This is a genomic window from Okeania sp. SIO3B5, assembly GCF_010692555.1.
Taxonomy (GTDB): Bacteria; Cyanobacteriota; Cyanobacteriia; order Cyanobacteriales; family Microcoleaceae; genus Okeania.
This window is the reverse complement of the sequence record NZ_JAAHHG010000008.1, coordinates 40254-56646: the sequence shown is the minus strand read 5'-3', so window position 1 is coordinate 56646 and position 16393 is coordinate 40254. Positions and strand designations below refer to the sequence as shown.

General features: G+C 37.6%; 15 protein-coding genes and 1 pseudogene. 4 read left to right on the top strand and 12 right to left on the bottom strand.

From position 1 onward, the window contains the following. Positions 1 to 141: 141 nt before the first annotated feature. The 8 genes from F6K54_RS02205 to F6K54_RS02175 all read right to left on the bottom strand — a co-directional run bounded on the left by F6K54_RS02205 (position 142) and on the right by F6K54_RS02175 (position 9813). Positions 142 to 1218 carry a tocopherol cyclase family protein gene (locus tag F6K54_RS02205; protein WP_293073851.1) on the bottom strand — a complete coding sequence of 359 codons (1077 nt, stop codon included), beginning with the start codon at positions 1216 to 1218 and terminating at the stop codon, positions 142 to 144. 902 nt (positions 1219 to 2120) lie between these two features. Beyond that, the gene (gene lptC / locus F6K54_RS02200) at positions 2121 to 3284 is read right to left on the bottom strand and encodes an LPS export ABC transporter periplasmic protein LptC (RefSeq protein WP_293073848.1); all 1164 of its coding nucleotides are present in this window, start codon (positions 3282 to 3284) and stop codon (positions 2121 to 2123) included. A 1685-nt stretch (positions 3285 to 4969) separates the two neighbouring features. After that, a complete protein-coding gene (locus F6K54_RS02195; RefSeq protein ID WP_293073846.1) occupies positions 4970 to 5584 on the bottom strand; it encodes an NYN domain-containing protein in 615 nt (204 codons plus the stop codon). 117 nt (positions 5585 to 5701) lie between these two features. Beyond that, positions 5702 to 7306 (bottom strand): methionine--tRNA ligase, encoded by a 1605-nt coding sequence (gene metG / locus F6K54_RS02190; RefSeq protein ID WP_293073843.1) that lies wholly within the window; start codon positions 7304 to 7306, stop codon positions 5702 to 5704. 19 nt (positions 7307 to 7325) lie between these two features. Continuing rightward, complete coding sequence (locus F6K54_RS42580) at positions 7326 to 7409, bottom strand: hypothetical protein (RefSeq protein WP_366558026.1); 84 nt, start codon at positions 7407 to 7409, stop codon at positions 7326 to 7328. Positions 7410 to 8544: 1135 nt separating this feature from the next. Further along, a complete protein-coding gene (locus F6K54_RS43690) occupies positions 8545 to 8694 on the bottom strand; it encodes a hypothetical protein (protein ID WP_375341947.1) in 150 nt (49 codons plus the stop codon). Between the two features lie 231 nt (positions 8695 to 8925). After that, on the bottom strand, positions 8926 to 9471 hold the full coding sequence (locus F6K54_RS02180; RefSeq protein WP_293073840.1) for a transposase: 546 nt from the start codon (positions 9469 to 9471) through the stop codon (positions 8926 to 8928). 42 nt (positions 9472 to 9513) lie between these two features. Beyond that, the gene (locus tag F6K54_RS02175) at positions 9514 to 9813 is read right to left on the bottom strand and encodes a hypothetical protein (RefSeq protein WP_293073837.1); all 300 of its coding nucleotides are present in this window, start codon (positions 9811 to 9813) and stop codon (positions 9514 to 9516) included. Between the two features lie 170 nt (positions 9814 to 9983). Between F6K54_RS02175 and F6K54_RS02170 the strand changes: the two genes are divergently transcribed. The 3 genes from F6K54_RS02170 (at position 9984) to F6K54_RS02155 (ending at position 11907) form a co-directional block, all read left to right on the top strand. Then, positions 9984 to 10142 carry a hypothetical protein gene (locus tag F6K54_RS02170; RefSeq protein ID WP_293073834.1) on the top strand — a complete coding sequence of 53 codons (159 nt, stop codon included), beginning with the start codon at positions 9984 to 9986 and terminating at the stop codon, positions 10140 to 10142. Positions 10143 to 10169: 27 nt separating this feature from the next. Next, positions 10170 to 10529, top strand: coding sequence for a hypothetical protein (locus F6K54_RS02165; RefSeq protein WP_293073831.1), 360 nt, complete (start codon positions 10170 to 10172; stop codon positions 10527 to 10529). Positions 10530 to 11124: 595 nt separating this feature from the next. Continuing rightward, positions 11125 to 11907, top strand: coding sequence for an alpha/beta fold hydrolase (locus F6K54_RS02155; protein ID WP_293073853.1), 783 nt, complete (start codon positions 11125 to 11127; stop codon positions 11905 to 11907). 66 nt (positions 11908 to 11973) lie between these two features. Here F6K54_RS02155 and F6K54_RS02150 read toward each other — a convergent pair whose 3' ends face one another. The 3 genes from F6K54_RS02150 to F6K54_RS02140 form a co-directional block, all read right to left on the bottom strand. Next, entirely contained in the window at positions 11974 to 12423 is a 450-nt protein-coding gene (locus F6K54_RS02150; RefSeq protein ID WP_293073828.1) for a DUF2996 domain-containing protein, read from the bottom strand. A gap of 13 nt (positions 12424 to 12436) precedes the next feature. Continuing rightward, a complete protein-coding gene (locus F6K54_RS02145; protein WP_293073825.1) occupies positions 12437 to 13327 on the bottom strand; it encodes a hypothetical protein in 891 nt (296 codons plus the stop codon). A 233-nt stretch (positions 13328 to 13560) separates the two neighbouring features. Next, entirely contained in the window at positions 13561 to 14070 is a 510-nt protein-coding gene (locus F6K54_RS02140; protein ID WP_293073822.1) for a hypothetical protein, read from the bottom strand. A 669-nt stretch (positions 14071 to 14739) separates the two neighbouring features. On the opposite strand from F6K54_RS02140, the gene F6K54_RS02135 reads away from it, so the two are divergent. Continuing rightward, entirely contained in the window at positions 14740 to 15477 is a 738-nt protein-coding gene (locus F6K54_RS02135) for an HAD-IIB family hydrolase (RefSeq protein ID WP_293073819.1), read from the top strand. A 328-nt stretch (positions 15478 to 15805) separates the two neighbouring features. Here the strand turns inward: F6K54_RS02135 and F6K54_RS02130 are convergent. After that, a pseudogene (locus F6K54_RS02130) lies at positions 15806 to 16306 on the bottom strand (RNA-guided endonuclease TnpB family protein); the annotation flags it as partial. Positions 16307 to 16393 lie beyond the last annotated feature (87 nt).

Below are 16393 nucleotides of genomic sequence, written 5' to 3'. Positions count from 1 at the left end.
CATAGCGAGTCTTGATGCCTGTTCCCTGCTCCCCTACTCCCCCACTCCCCTCCTCCCCCACTCCCCTCCTCCCCTACTCCCCTACTCCCCCACTCCCCCACTCCCCCACTCCCCCACTCCCCCACTCCTTTTCAGCAAACCCTAATTAATCCAGGTTTTCTCCCAAGACTCTCCACCAACTTCTAAACCACATAAATCACTTCTTGCTTCCAGAATCAACCTTGAATGACTACCCCGATTTTCTCTTAACCTCAAAATCAAATGACCGCGCATAGTATCTCGGCACAAAAATATTAATCCCTGTTCAGATGGTGCTCGTAGAGGTGTACCAGATAAGTTCGTCGTCCCATTCAACTCTACTTCAAACTTGTCATTTTTGGCTTGCATTTGCCATTCTCCCCAAGGCTGAATTTGCCAATGTACTTCCGAATTCCACGGTACAAACTCATAAAACTTGCCTTGATAATGAATACCCACCATTGCCACTTCTTCCATCCACCACAATACTCCTCGCTTACCACCACCAGCAGTTAAAGCTAAATCTGATTCGTCATAGAAACTATTGCAGTTTAACCAAAACCATTTTTTGGGAAAAGCACCACCCCAATTTTTCTCGCTATAGGCAGGTGCATTGGTAAACTCATAGATTTTGCTATTCCATTCTATCCATCCAGTGGCAAGACCATGAGCCATTAATATTTGCCATCCAGGTTCAAAAATTGGTAAAAATGATATCCAACCAGCGGTTGATTGTTGTTGTGCATCTGGGTCTCCCCAGCCATAGATAGGTTTTGTTTGATATTGCCAACGACAGTAGTTATTTTTTCCAGGGTCAGAGAGAATTCCTTGATGCCAAGTGGCAGTAGCTTGATATCCTTGCTTGATTTGAGCATCGAATACTTGTGGATCTAGATAGCCAACTGGGCCTGGCAAATCTGTTTTTCCCCAATGACCTAATTCCAAGACTTCTGGTGCTGCCCAAAATTTGTTGACATCTGGGAAGGTGCGACAGAGATATTCATCATTCGGACCGAGAATTTGAGCGCCACCACCACTGTAAGGTTGGCCACCTATGGGGTCTTCTATAGAGTACATAAAGGCGAAGGTTTGTTTCTCTTCTGGTAGAGTGACTCGGTAATACCAACCTTCAAAAAAACGGCGATCGCTACCATCCCAGTGATAGCCACTATGGGGTGTTTGTTTTGGATATGTTCTCACAACTGCGAATATAATAGACTTGAGAATATTTTATGAAAATTTTCGAGATTTGGCTAAAGAAGGTTGTAGGTGGTGGGTTGTAGGTTGTAGGTTAATATTTTCAGAACTTTAGGGCTTTTGTAAATATTAAATAGTTATTTTTTTCACAGGGATGGATGAGCAACCCTCCAAAAATATTTTGCTTTTTAATGCAAGGTTGCGCGACCTAATTAGGGCTTGCTGATTAAATGTCAAAGTGTTTACTGGCAAAGGTTTCAGCCTTTACAGGTACTAAGGTAGTACCAGCTTTTAGGTAATTCCAGTTCAAAAGTCTAAGATTTTGGGCATTTCGAGGGGTAGAAAATCAAGGGAAGATTCTTCTAGCTGCCTCTTCTCGGAATCTCATTTCTCCTGAATTCACCGATTCTGTTTGCGGAGCATGACCTAGGAAATTCTGGCTTCTCCTCTGAAAAAAAGACTTTTGAGCGCAAACCCTAATTATTTTGATAAACATCAACTATGTATATAGTAGTCGAAGGAAAGGTCGCGGACATATCAAAAGCTGAAAACTCAGACAACTTCATTAATGGATAATGGATAATTGATAATTGATAATTGATAATTACCTCTGGTTAAAACCATTCTTGATTGAATATAATGAAATATTATTTCTTCTCTTGGTTGATTGGATATGGCGAGGGGACCTCGCCATCCCTCAACCGCTTTTTTCCCCTTAAAAGGGGAGGCTTTAAACCAAAATTATTTAATTATTAATTATTAATTATTCGGTAAGATTTTTCCTTCTTAACTTCTTAACTTCTTCCTTCTTAACTTCTTAACTTCTTCCTTCTTCCTTCTTAACTTCTTAACTTCTTAACTTCTTCCTTCTTAACTTCTTAACTTCTTCCTTCTTCCTTCTTCCTTCATTGAGGAATAATTTCTGTTACTACATTACTACGACCACCTTCAATGGTAACTTTTTCATTTTCTAGTTGTCCAACTGCCCGAGGACCTCTCACATTAAATGGTGGGTCAACTTGACGATAAAATACGTTTCCTTCTGCTTCAAAAGTTTGATTTTCAAAGTACCAAGTTAGGCGATCGCTATTTAACTGAGCTTGATTGTTTTGTCCTACACCAATAACGTTTCCTGATAAATTAAAGGTATTGTTTTGAAAATTTCCTTGACCTTGATTAGCTTTCAAGACTACTTTTTCTTCTTGTTCTAATACTGTTATAGGTCCTGGAGAAGTAATTAAATTTTGTGGCATATTCCAAGTAACTAATTCGCTACTTATTTGTACTTTTGGGTCAGTTTGGAGTAGCTGCACATTTTTCTTAAGAGTAGCTATTTTATTGCCTAAATCATATTCTGATTCGTCACCATAAGCACTGCCAATAACATTTTTATCTTTGAGTTGTTCAATTTTTATAGGTTGATTAGTAACCAATTTTTTTTGCTCTATTTCCCAAAATAATTGTTCTGTTTGTATTTTCAGCACAGGTTCTTTGATCATAGCTACTACTTGACCATAAAACTCTATTTTTTTTTCTTGACTAATAACTTTTGCTTTCTGAGCTGATGCTTGTACTTGTTCGTTACTACCTGTAATATTATTAGTGACAATAATAATTCCTGGTCCTGTCAACCATTCGAGTTGTTGTCCTCTAATAACTACTTTATTTTGAATGTCGTATACTTCTATTTCATCTATCAGTATAATTTTGTTTCCATCTTGATAGACTTCTCCTTTTAAAGCAGTAATTTTATAGGTTACTTTTCCGTCTTGAAATAATTCACCTTCAGGTTTTGTCACTCTTATTAGTTCTTGATTTTCCAAATATGAAGCTCGTTGAGATTTTACTCGCCACAACATTTGACCTTCTTCTGATGCTTCTTCTAAAGTAACATCATTTAAAGTCAAATCACTCTCTGGTGTTTGAGTAGGAATAGGTTGTTCCGATATGTTTTCTTGAACTTGATTTTGTTGATTACAAGCAGTTATTCCTAGAAGTAGAGTTAATAAAATTAATAAAGGTATTGATGAGTTCTGGAAATAAGAAAAAGAATTATTTTGTTCGAGCATAAAAAGTCTAAATCTACAAGAATAGTTATTATAACAATTGTAAGCATTCTGCAGTAGTGGTTCATCAATTTGAAAAGCGCTTAAAGTGCGGAATGTGGGTTTAAAGTAGGGGCAATTTCCTACGGAATGCTCCGCAAACGCGAATCGCCCCTACTTATTATTCGTAACATTCTTTTTTTCACACTTGGTATTAGGGCATTGATAAATACTCAAACTCAGTCAGATAATACCAATTCCCAAAAGTATTGCTATACTTGAGCAATACTTCAGTTGTCAACTAATCAGCACAAGCCAAATTACTTTTTTGTTAATTTCAGCTACGTTAATGTTAATTATTCTTGTGTTTGCTTCTCCCTGTACGGACGTTGCATGCAACGTCCCTACCCACTCCCCTATTTCCCCTCCACCGGAGGGGGAGGGGCGAGGGGTGGGTTCCCTGCTCAACAAAATGTAGAAAAGTTTTTGAGAAATGGTATAAGATAGGTGGGCTTAATTAGGGCTTGCTGATTAAATCGAAAAGCATTGACATATAAAGATTTTAGCCTTTTTGGGTTTGAAAAAAGTGCCTGGTTTTCAGCTCTTCATGCTCAAAAAGTGAGTATTTTAGGCGCATAGTTGGGCAGAAAAATCAAGGGACAATTTTTCCGACTACCTCCTCGCTCATTCCTATTTCTCCTGTCTTCCCCTCCCCTCCTGGGAGGGGCTAGGGGTGGGTTGGGAGGGGGAGGGGCTAGGGGTGGGTTGGGAGGGGGAGGGGCTAGGGGTGGGTTGTCTCCTGTCTCCTACCCCTACTAAAAGACTTTTGAGCGCAAACCCTAATTATCAGTAAAATAGCAATAAAAATTCAAAACAGTGAAAACCTCTTGAAGACTGGGTTATAAGTTATTTTTCATATTTTTTATTTTGACCTTTATTTATGCTTACCTACTTATTACTTATTACTTTTGACTTGCGCGTAGGGCTATAAAGTTTGTATGTAAGCATTCAGCTATTAGCAGTCAGCTATCAGCAACAAGACTCTCTACTTAAAGGACGGTGTTTAAATTAACAACGGACTTTAAGGGCAAGGGAGGCAACTTTTGTAGTAAGACGGTTTATAAAGCTTTTCTCCTAAACTAAAAGCACAATAGCTGATAGCTGAAGTCCGCAGTTCTGACCATAGGAGGCTGGCTGACGGCTGAATGCTTACGTTTGTATTATATAGCAATCACCGAATCAGTTGTGAGAATTGAGATGTTCCTTAAAAGTATAGAATATAGCAATTATTATATTCAGATGATACATTTTTTTCTTCTTCCCTGTTCCCTGTTCCCTGTTCCCTGTTCCCTGTTCCCTGTTCCCTGTTCCCTATTCCCTATTCCCTATTCTCTGTTCCCTATTCCCTATTCCCTAAAAATTTTCAATCTCTCACAACTCAAATCATATTGCTATACCAGTAAAAAAGTGCAAGGAAAGTTTTTTAATTATGAGCAAAAAGTTTCCTGTTTTTACTAGGATAATGCTCTTTTTTTCTAACTTTCCTTGTAGTAAATAATATTCAATTTTTGCTTTAACTTACCGCTAAAATCTAGAGTATGTAATTCTCTAGTTATTAATCTATTAACATTAACAAAAACTAACAAAACTTTGAAATTTATTATTGTTCTAGAGTTTGGTAATTTTTCTAAATTAAATTAGAACAAGTATTATCTTTCATCATGTTCTTCCATTAAACCTATAGCTGATAAGGGACGATAAGTATAACCAGCAGACTTAGAAGTTTTTTGAATGTCTTCTTTAATGTTTTCTAGATCTACATAACGGTCAGAAACATTAATTAAACTATCGCTAGTCATAGACCTAAGACTAACTACCTCAACCCGAACACCCCTATAACTAACAGCATCTACAGCATAAGCTAAATCTCCATCCCCACTCACCAATATAGCAGTATCATAAGAGCCAACTAAAGCCATCATATCAACAGCTATTTCTACATCAAGATTAGCTTTTTTAGAACCATCCGGTAGTTGTACTAAATCTTTAGAAATGACACGATAACCATTACGACGCATCCACAGCAAAAATCCTTGCTGTTTTTCATTAGTACGATCTACTCCTGTATAGAAAAAGGAACGTAGGAGGCGAGAACCACCAGTAAGACGACAAAGAAGTTTAGTGTAATCAATTTCTATTCCTAATTGCAAAGCAGCATAAAATAGATTAGATCCATCAATAAAAATTGCTACTCTGCCACGATTTTCTAGAACTTGTTCAGGAGTAAATATCTCATGAATTTCTATTTGTTGATGATTCAACATAATTTTTAACCTCAGTTTTTTTATTGAATAAAGAAATTGAATTCTTAATCAGATATAATTTTCAGCACAAAAAATAGACGATGTAATTTGAAAAAAAACGATACTACAATTAGCTTTTTAAGAAACAGTTTCTGCTAGTTCTATTCTTTGAAAAATCGGTTGAGGTTGCCCAAGAATTTGATTTTTTGGTAAATCGCCCCAGCTTGCTTGTTTGACAAAAATTTCTGAACTATTAATTACTGATTTATCGTTAAAGTCATTTGAGAAACCTAGTTGCTGATAGATAGCATTGCTAATATTAGGAATTATTGGCGATAAAAGATAAGACGCTAGTCTAACAGATTCCAACACAGAATATAACACTTCTGCTAGGGCCCCTAACTGACCCTGCTTATATAGACTCCAAGGGGCAGTTTCGTCTATATATTTATTGCCAGTTCTAATTAAGGTCAATACGGCTTCACAAACTTGACTAAAAGCTAAATCAGTATAAGCTTGAATAACTTGTTCGCCCAAACTCATACCTATTCCCTTCAGTGGATGAGTGACTTCTATTTCCTCACCGTTAATATCTGGAATTTGGCCTTTGAAATATTTATGAGCCATTTTGAGAGTACGATTTAGTAGATTACCCAAATCATTGGCTAAGTCCGCGTTTAGGACATTAATAAAGCGGGTTTCACTAAAATCACCATCGACTCCAAATTCTATTTCTTTGAGAAAATAGTAACGAACTGCGTCAGAGCCATACTTTTTAACTAATTCAAATGGATCTAAAGTATTACCGAGAGATTTACCCATTTTCTTCCCATCTTTGGTCAAAAATCCATGTCCAAAAACATGATGAGAGATTGGTAAATCTGCTGACATTAGCATTGCTGGCCAATAAACAGCATGGAAACGCAGTATATCTTTACCAATTAGGTGTAGATTAATCGGCCACCATTTTGATAAAGCATTCTCTAGAGTAGGTTCACTATCAGGATCTAGGAGTGCTGTTACATAACCTAATAGAGCATCAAACCAAACATAGATAGTATGGCTGGGATCGACTGGTAGTTGAAAACCCCAATCTACATTAACTCTAGAGATTGAAAAGTCTTGTAATCCTTGGTTAACAAAATTTAATACTTCATTGCGACGACTTTCCGGTTGAATAAAATTAGGCTGTTCTTGGTAAAAAGTTTGTAGATTTTCCTGATATTTAGAAAGACGAAAGAAGTAATTTTGCTCATCACGCCATTCTACTTTTTGGTTAGTATGAATGGGGCAATATTTATCTTCTAAAAGTTCGCGTTCTTCTTTAAATTCTTCACAAGCTACGCAATACCATCCTTGTTGCTGACTTAAATAGATATCACCCCGGTCCCAAACTCTTTGGAAAAATTCTTTGACAATTAACTCATGGTTAGATGCAGTAGTACGACTAAAACGATCATACTGAATATTTAGTTGTTGCCAGAGAGATTCAAATCCTGATACCACTAAATCACAATGTTCTTGGGGGGATTTTCCTTTGCTCTGAGCTGTCCTTTGGATTTTTTGGCCATGCTCGTCTGTGCCAGTAATCATCAGCACTGATTTACCTTGTAGCCTTTGAAAACGAGCTACCGTATCGGCGGCAATAGTGGTATAAGCACTGCCTATATGCGGTAGAGCGTTAACGTAGTAAAGGGGAGTTGTAATTGCAAAGGTATCCTGAGTTTTATATGTGTTTTTCATGGAAAATCAGAGTGAAATACTATTGATTTGAACTGCCAGAATTTAGCAATCTACCAGCCACAGAAGGTTTGCAAGGTTGTAATGGTTTTTTGTTTGTGTCTATGACAAAAATGTAATTAGGGCTTGCTGATTAAATTTAAAAGTCTTTATAAATAAAGGTTTTAGCCTTTTTAAGTATCAAAAAGTGCAAGGTTTTAAGTAGTAATGGTTCAATTTAGGAGCGGATTTTGGTCAAGATTTGGGCAGAAAAATCAAGGGACAATTCTTACTCCTACCTCCTCTAAATTCCCATTTCTCCTGTCTCCTGTCTCCTGTCTCCTGTCTCCTACCTCCTACCTCCTACCCCTACTAAAAGACTTTCCATACGCAAACCCTAATTAGTATTAGACATTGTGGTGTCTAGTCCTTTTCAGTAAAGTCTTCCTCAATTATGTTGGCCAGGCTTGTTCATGCTCTAAACACTATCGGTATCAAACCTACTTCCGATTGACGCACTTTAACGCTGTCCTTAATTTAGAGCGACCAGCACATAAGCTGGAGTTCACTTATGGTGGTCGTTACCTGCCAACGTAGTCAGTTAAGACTTAATCTGCAACCTTTGAGAGACAACCTTAGAAATGTCTAGGGTTGGCTAGGTTTTTCAAAGGTGGGTACAACCATAACAAGTCTAGTAGTATCGACCTATTTGATTTATACTTTGTTTAACTGGTTGTTTCTTGACCTAATCAACATCATTAATGAATTGAGCTGTAAAAGCCAACAAAACCCCCTACCATAACAGTAATGCTGTTATCATGTTTTTCTGGACTTTCTCAAAGAAATTTTAACTTTTGGTATCCTAACGCTACTATTCTGAGAAAATATTTATGAGAGTCTAGAATTTACAGATATATCTAATTATTCAGAGGCAGGATGGGAGACCAAGCAAATAATTTACTGCTTATTTCTCGTTTGTTCTTAGCTGCTATTGGCAGTAGAACTTTTTTTATCATGCAGACAGGATTCCTTCAGAAGGAGGCATAATTGTTTTGACCTCTCCCTGGCTTAAAAGCGCGGGGATTCTTAACTGTTGCTACAATATGGGCATTAGCCACATCTGGTAGCTTTTTTAGTTTTGGTTTCCCAGATAGAAAATCAGGAGCGCGAGGGTCAAAACTCGCCTACAGTCCTTGACTAGGCTTAGACCTAATTGTGTCTCTACTTTGCGAAGTATATTCGCTGCACCATTTAAGTCAGCATTAACGCTCCAAACCTTTACCTGTTTGGTACATCCCACGTTTAACTCGTTTCCCTGATGCTTTCCACCCTACGGGTTTCTCACCGAAAGTAGGCAGAAAATCCCCATCTATAAAACTAGCTTTACTTGTATATGACTCTTCTTTTTCCACAAATTTAATGTTGCTTTCCTCACACAGTTGTTTAACTCGTTCTTTAAGTTTAGCTGTGGGAATTTGTACGAATGATTGGGTCTGTTTGCCTAAATTTACCGAATTATTAATTATTAATTATTAATAATTCTGGTTTAAAGCCTCCCCTTTTAAGGGGAAAAAAAAGAAATAATATCTCCTGAGATTCAATCCTCTCGGTTTTAACCAGAGGTAATTATCAATTATCCATTATCAATTAATGAACTCTTGTCGTTGTCCTTGATTCCATCCAAACACAACCGTACCAATTTGATGCTTGAGACAATGATTGATCACTATTTTTGCAGCTTTGTTAACTGCATCTCTCATCTGACGGTTACGTTTTTCTGTGATTTGGGCTAATTGCTCATCCCAATAACCCTGGGCCTTACCTTCTTTTAGTATGGAAACTCGTTTGTTATACCACTGATTCAGGCTTTTCACCTTACGTTCATCAATAATCAAGCTAGTACCAAGGTTAGAAACGCAACTTAACCAATTATTAATTCCGGGGTCTATACCTAAGACGTTTTTAGGGTTTAATTCTTCTGGAACTACGATTTTTTTCTTGTAGACAAACTCTAGATAAAAACATCTATTACGAGGTAGTATCCGTAGTTCTTTGATATCTGAAAACTGTAGATTAGATGGCATTGGTATTAAAAAGCTTTCTAATTTAAACCATCGTTTTACGGTTTTTCCCAGAGGAATTCTGATATTATCATCAATAAGTTTTAAACCTTGTTTGGCATATGTCACTATTGCTAAACCATCTTTTTTTCGGTATTTAGGAATCTTTGGTTAAAAGTGTAGATTGCCTTTGTTGTATTTTTTGTTTAACTCTTTAAATGACTTAAAAGATTCAGCAACAGACCTTAATATTTGCTGCGCTGTCTGTGAATACAAAGCTGACACATGTTTATTTGATTTGTACTCTTTTTCTAGGTCATACTTACCAATTATTTTCTGGGATTTGAAAAACAATTGACGACCATAATAAATACCACAATTGGTTAGCTTGTGGGACTCGGAACAAATAAACTCAAGAATTGATTTTAAGTCACCATCGGGCTTGATGAGACTTTGCTGAGAACCATACAAATAAATCACCTCCTTAATATTATGAATTATCTCCTGATTTTCTATTTGTAATGTTAAGATGGCCTGGAAACTGCGGGATAAATCCCGCCGTGTTCGTTTTCATCCCCTCTCTTAAGAGTAGGGGCTTTTAACGTCCCGCTAGTTCTTTTGTAAGTAACCATCGTAGTTTTATGGACCCTTTTTTACTTACAGTGGCCGTTAATCGGCAAATTAAATTTGCTTGTCATCACTATATGGACAAAGTACCTGTACTACGAGAAATGGTTACTGCTTTGGGTTGTTTTCCTTTAGATAATTCGATTCATAGACAACAAGATTTTTTCCGATAGGCAACAAAGTTATTACAAGCTGAAGAAATGGTGGGAGTTTTTCCAGAAGGAACTGTACCTATGGTTAGGTGTACTCCACCTAATTTGATTAGTGATTTTCAAAGAGGATTTGCTCATTTGGCCTTGCGATCGCCAGTTACAAATTTGGCAGTTTTGCCAGTAGCGATCGCTTCATCTGATGAGCGGTTAATTTCTTCGAGAATACCTTTGAAGTTATTAAGTTTTTTTGATCCTTCAGAACCTTTATTTAATCAATCTGGATGGCATCCAGCGATAGTTTATCAACGTTCTAATATTATGTTTGGTCGCCCGTTTTGGGTTAAGTCTTCCCACCGTCAGCAATATCATGGAAAGCACGCTAAACAGTTAAGTCAACAATTTGACTGATTATGTTAGCCAAGAAATTGCTAATTTTCTGATAGAAGGTTGTATTTCAGGATTAAACTTTTAGATTTTACTTGATTTATCTCTCTATTTTATTCTATAAACTCATATAAAAAATTGCTCTTATTTATAAACAAATTTAATAATTAAATAATTTTAAAATTTTTCCCCCGAAACTATTATATTGCTAGTTAAGTCAGACTAGGGGAATCTTAAGTAATAATTAGATAGATAGGTAGATAGTAAAAACAAAAAAATTTAATATATAGAATAAAAGCTAAATGAGAAATTACCTACAGCTAGACTGAAAGAAAGAATAGCTCAGTTGTGTTATGAATATGGAATAATGTTTATAGAAATAATAGAAATAGAAGAGAGTTATACAAGTATGCCTTCATTTTTAGATGGTGACTGTCTACCTAATTGCTGAAACAGGCGCACTTTTTAAAGGCCCTAAAAAGGCTAAAACCAATATCAGTCAATGCGCGTGATATTTAATCAGCAAGCCCTAATTATTAAATTATCAATATTAGCGATGGTTAGGAATCCCGCGTTGTTTCCTAGAGCATCGTCGGGAGAATGTCAATTGTATTCAATCATGCAAGTGGGAAATAGCCAAATTAGTTTTTTAAGGCCAACTACACCTAGACCGGAATTGCCTCTGTTAATTTTCCTGCCTGCTATGGATGGAACAGGTCAATTGTTGCGATCACAACAGTCCAGATTATCAACTGCTTTTGACCTTCGCTGTCTGAGTATCCCACCCAACGATCTATCGAGCTGGGAGCAGTTATTAGAAAAGACAGTAGAGTTGATTGAAATAGAAAGACAGGCAATACCAGGAAGGCCAGTTTACCTATGTGGAGAGTCTTTTGGTGGATGTCTAGCCCTAAAAGTTGCTTTTACTGCTCCTGAATTATTCAACAAGCTAATTTTAGTCAATTCAGCCTCCTCATTCAGTCAACAACCTTTAGTCAAATATGGCTCATATCTAACTCAATACCTACCAAGCCATTTATATAAATTATCGGTGACAGGGACTTTACCATTTTTAGCAGCTCTTGGCCGGATAGAAAGGGCAGAACGTCAAGCCTTATTAGAGGCCATGCAGTCAGTTTCTCAACAGACCTCAATCTGGCGATTAGAGTTAATGCGTTCATTTCAGGTAGACAAAAATCAACTAGAAAAGTTAAAAAAACCTGTATTAGTTATTGCTAGCGCAGCCGATAGACTTTTGCCTTCTATATCACAAGCTAAGTTTTTAGTCAAGTATTTGCCTGAAGCTAAAATGGTTATTCTGCCAAATAGTGGTCACGCCTGCTTGCTAGAAACAGACGTGGACTTCTACGAAATTATTCGAGATCGATGGGCAGCGAGTTAGTTAGAGCAGAGACAGACCTAGATAGCATAAGAGTTTCAGTTCAGTTTATCAATCAGCTCTAACTTTCTAATTTAAACTGAGCCACTTTTGAGCATTAAGACGTTGAATCACGCCAAACACTAATAAACCCAGAGTAATTTTACGCTCATCAATTAAAAAAGGTTCCAGAGTAGCAGGTTTAGCTCCATTATCTGCACAAGAAAAAGCTCTAGGGCCTTTAATATCCTTTTTCGGGAAATAAACATTGAACTGACGCTGGCCTTGTTTAAACTTACCCATCACTTGCCAACATTCTTCAGATGAACTGAGGCCAACCATAGGTAATTTTTGTTTAACTAGATTCAGGTCAAGATCGTCAATACCTTGCTCAGTCAGAGCTTGTTGCAAAGCTGGCAAATAATCTTGCTGTATAAACTCTGCAAAAGGTTTATCTTCCACAGCAGGGGGCTTTTCTTTTTTTACCTTGCCTCCAGCAGGCTTAGTTTCAGATTTTTTAGCTTCTTTTTCTTCAGCCATAATGCTTCCTTAATTAAATTTCTGCATAAGCTCGTTCTACTAAACGACGAGCCAGGGTTTGAACTCCTGTATGTTCATAATAATTGGTACTCACATCTAGGAATGCAGCCAAATAATCCAATTTATCATCGCTAAATTCTACGAAACTTTGCAGGCTATTGGCCACATTATTTGGAGTAATGCCCCGATCGCTGACAAAATCTCCCATCCAGCCAGAAACAGAGCCGAAAGCTTCCCCAATAAAGCCTAACTTACTGTCTTTATTATCTCCAGGAATAGCATCTTCCATTTCCCTGAAACCTTCATTTTCTTCTAGATCTGAGGGGGAGAGTCGTTCGATCCATTCTGAAACTGCTTGTAAAAAGTCTGGCCCAAGGGGAATTAAACCATCAAAACAAACTAAGGCTGCTAATCGCATCAAAGATTCCCCACTATAATCACCCAAAGCTCCTACAAAGTCACCAATACTATCTCCGGGAATGCCATTGATAGAACAAAAACCTAATAATTCTGCCACTACTTTTAGAGATAGATCGATAGTTTGGGCTTTTCCTGGTTTAGGAGTGAGGCTAGTTAACAAACCTCCGACCAGAGGAATTTTGTTACCAACCATATTAGCTAGGGTAGCTGCACCTACAGCACGACCTGCTCCACTAACAGTTTGGTAGAGCCACAAAGCTCGTTGATATCCTTGAGCTTTGTCATTGAATAGAATTACGGCTCGATCGCCTATTTGCTGAATTAGGTCTTCGTCGTCTTCCCCTGTGACAGTGCGGATGGTATTTTCAAATCCTACCAAGTTATCCCATTCTCCAGGAACAATAAAATCTAAGGCGCGTAGGGATTTAATTGTCAGATTGTCCTCGGGCAGTTCATCTACTAATTCAAAAATTGGCTTACTCATTTGTATGTTGCTCCTTTGGTTCAGTAAAAAGTTAACATTTGAAAGTTATAGCGCTTTGCGCAGGCAATAAGTAACAGGCAATAGGGGGAATAAAAAACTTTTTGCGCAAGCATTCGGTAGAAAATCTTATGAGACTTTTAGCTATTGAGTAGTTCCTGCAATTGCTAAATATACCAGCGTGTACTGCTATAACAGAGGAAGATTATATTATTGAAGTTTAAGGGCAGAATTGTTTATTTAAGACTTGATAGGCCACTTAGATTAAATTTTTGTAGCCATGCTTCGCGATCGCTGGGGGTAAATGAGGGGTCTTTTGATTGAGCTTTTACCTGAAAACGATTATCTACTAATACTGCAGTGGTAGTTTCACCTTGTTCAACTGCTGGATATCCTCCTATTTCCTTGCTGCTGTTTTGGAATTTGTTGGCTGCAGCAGGGGAAGCGGAGATGTCATTGATAGACATGACTGCTACTTCTTGACCACCTTTTTTGAGACTTGCTTGAGCAAAACCTTTTTTCTCTTGAGCATAGTTTAGGTTATAGTCGCCACTTGATGATGGAAAGAATTTGTTGAGACTACCGCCAGATACTTGTTCGGCTTGGGAAGGACGTTCTGTTTTGCTTTGTTCTTGGGCCTGGTCAAAACGGCTTGGTTGTTTTGCTCCGCCACAAGCAGATGTTAGTAGTAATAAGCAGATAAATATTGGGGCTAGAGCTTTTGCTAATTTACGGCTATATATCATTAATTTATCTCTCCTTAAATCATAATATTTGAGATTGCTAGCGGGACTTTGATATTTTTTAGACTGAAAATGGCTTCAAACTCAACGGTAGCAAGGAAAACACGTTGCTCTGGCTAAAAATGGCTCAAATCTAGATATATCAATAAATAGGCTATTTTGACGTTAAAGCATTACACAGCAAGGGTTTAAAACTATTTTTAAGGCATTTTTTGCTAAAGTCCCGCTAGTATAATTTTCTCTTAAAATTGTACTATTCGTATTGTTTTTTCTGATGGCCTAACGAGGCAATTGTCCAAACCCGAGGGAATGTTTTCTTTTTCAATTCTAGTGGGTCTTATCAATATTTAACTTGATTTAACTTGATAGGGGGTTTGAGGATAGGGTCAATTTATTATCACTAGAGAAAAATTGTATCCTTTGAAATTTCGTACATCTTGCTAGGATTAGTTAACCAAAAATATAGAAATATAGAGTTGTTAATATTTTCTGATGACAAAGAATTAGCCCTGGGGTTTGGGGGAGCAATAAGTCCCGCGCTGTACCGTCAGGTCAGGGTCAGTTAGAGATATTAGAGAAATATTAAAAATTAGGACAGCAGTTAAATATTAATTATATAGACAAATATTTGCTGTACCTTGTAGCTGCCCTTGAAAACTGTTTTAAGAAAAAATGTGTTCTGATTATCCCTTGATACTAGCAACAGACCTAGATGGAACTTTCTTAGGAGGCTCAGATGAACAACGAGCAGAATTTTACGAATATCTGCAAAAACATCGCGATCGCCTACTCTTAGTGTTCGTCACTGGGCGAGACGTGGAATTTGTGCAAAGCTTATGTGAAGATTCAAAATTTCCTAATCCTGACTATATTATTGGCGATGTTGGTACAACAATAGTTCATGGTAAAACTCTAGAACCTTTAGAATCAATACAAGGATGGGTTGAAGAAATTTGGGGAAATGCCAGCGATCGTGTTAAAGAAATGATGGCAAATGAACCAGGAATAGAACTTCAAGAATGTAGTGGCCCACGGCGTGTTTCTTACTATTACGAACCAGAAAAACTCCAAGAAAGCACGGTTCAAAAAGTGTTTGATGCTGGATTTGATTGTATTCTATCTGCTGATGTTTATTTAGATGTAATGCCTAAAGGTGTTTCTAAAGGACCTACACTGATGAAATTCATTGAATTATTAGGGTTGAATACAGACAATGTAATTCCAGCAGGAGATTCTCTCAATGACTTATCTTTGTTCAAAACCGGACTCAAAAGTGTTGCAGTAGGAAATGCGGAACCGAAACTGGTAAAACACATCGCAACAATGGACAATGTTTATCACAGTCCTTATCCAGGCACAGCAGGAATCTGGGATGGTTTGAAATATTACAGCAAAATATTGGAGGTTTGAATCAGTTATATAGCAATTCCCATACTGGTAAGGTACAAAATTCTAGGTTTCAGGGAACAGGGAACAGGGAACAGGGAACAGGTATAGAGAGAATAGAGAATAGAATAGAAATAAAGATAGGTGTACTTCATTAGCCTGGAAAACACTATATATTGTCCGGAGAAGAGCGCGATAGAACTCCGTTCCGCTTACGCGACCAAAAAAACTTTCTCCTTTTCCTCCTCTTCTTTCTTGCTTCTTTCTTCCCTCCTGAGTCCTGAGTCCTGACTCCTGAGTTCTCCGTAATTAATTAATAAATCAAATTCTTGACATCCTCCCGACGCTGCTCTTACGAGACAGCGCGGGATTCCCTAGCATTGCTGTTAGGGGCTTTCTGCCTCATCGCACCTGTCCTCTGGGATTTGTTCCCTTCAGATCTTACGGTCGCTCCGCAGACTGACACTGCTAGCCCAGCAGCCAAAATGTTTATACTTGCATTTATATCCCTATCATGGTGACTACCACACTCAGGACAATCCCACTCTCTAATCTTTAGAGGTAATTTTTCTACTACATGACCACAGTTAGAACAACGTTTTGAACTCGGAAAATATCTATCAATCTTGATTAACTCCCTTCCATACCATTCTGCTTTGTATTCTAGCTGTCTGACTATTTCTCCCCAGTTAGCATCACTGATAGCCCTAGCTAATTTGTGGTTTTTGACCATGTTTTTTACTGCCAAGTCCTCAACTACTATCGTTTGGTTTTCTCTAATTAGTTGGGTTGTCAGTTTATGGGTGTAGTCTCCTCTTGAATCTTTAATCTTGGCGTGTATCCTAGCTACTTTAATCAGAAGGTTTTCTCAAGAGTGTCACCTTGATTTTATACACGCTCCGATGCTACCGGACATGATATCAGGAGATCCCCCCTAACC

Coding starts and splice junctions, on each gene's coding strand:
- F6K54_RS02155 (WP_293073853.1), top strand. CDS start 11,125: ATGCAAGTGGGAAATAGCCAAATTAGTTTTTTAAGGCCAACTACACCT.
- metG (WP_293073843.1), bottom strand. CDS start 7,306: ATGAAAAACACATATAAAACTCAGGATACCTTTGCAATTACAACTCCC.
- F6K54_RS02145 (WP_293073825.1), bottom strand. CDS start 13,327: ATGAGTAAGCCAATTTTTGAATTAGTAGATGAACTGCCCGAGGACAAT.
- F6K54_RS02195 (WP_293073846.1), bottom strand. CDS start 5,584: ATGTTGAATCATCAACAAATAGAAATTCATGAGATATTTACTCCTGAA.
- F6K54_RS02150 (WP_293073828.1), bottom strand. CDS start 12,423: ATGGCTGAAGAAAAAGAAGCTAAAAAATCTGAAACTAAGCCTGCTGGA.
- F6K54_RS02135 (WP_293073819.1), top strand. CDS start 14,740: ATGTGTTCTGATTATCCCTTGATACTAGCAACAGACCTAGATGGAACT.
- F6K54_RS02165 (WP_293073831.1), top strand. CDS start 10,170: ATGGTGGGAGTTTTTCCAGAAGGAACTGTACCTATGGTTAGGTGTACT.
- lptC (WP_293073848.1), bottom strand. CDS start 3,284: ATGCTCGAACAAAATAATTCTTTTTCTTATTTCCAGAACTCATCAATA.
- F6K54_RS02140 (WP_293073822.1), bottom strand. CDS start 14,070: ATGATATATAGCCGTAAATTAGCAAAAGCTCTAGCCCCAATATTTATC.
- F6K54_RS02170 (WP_293073834.1), top strand. CDS start 9,984: ATGGACCCTTTTTTACTTACAGTGGCCGTTAATCGGCAAATTAAATTT.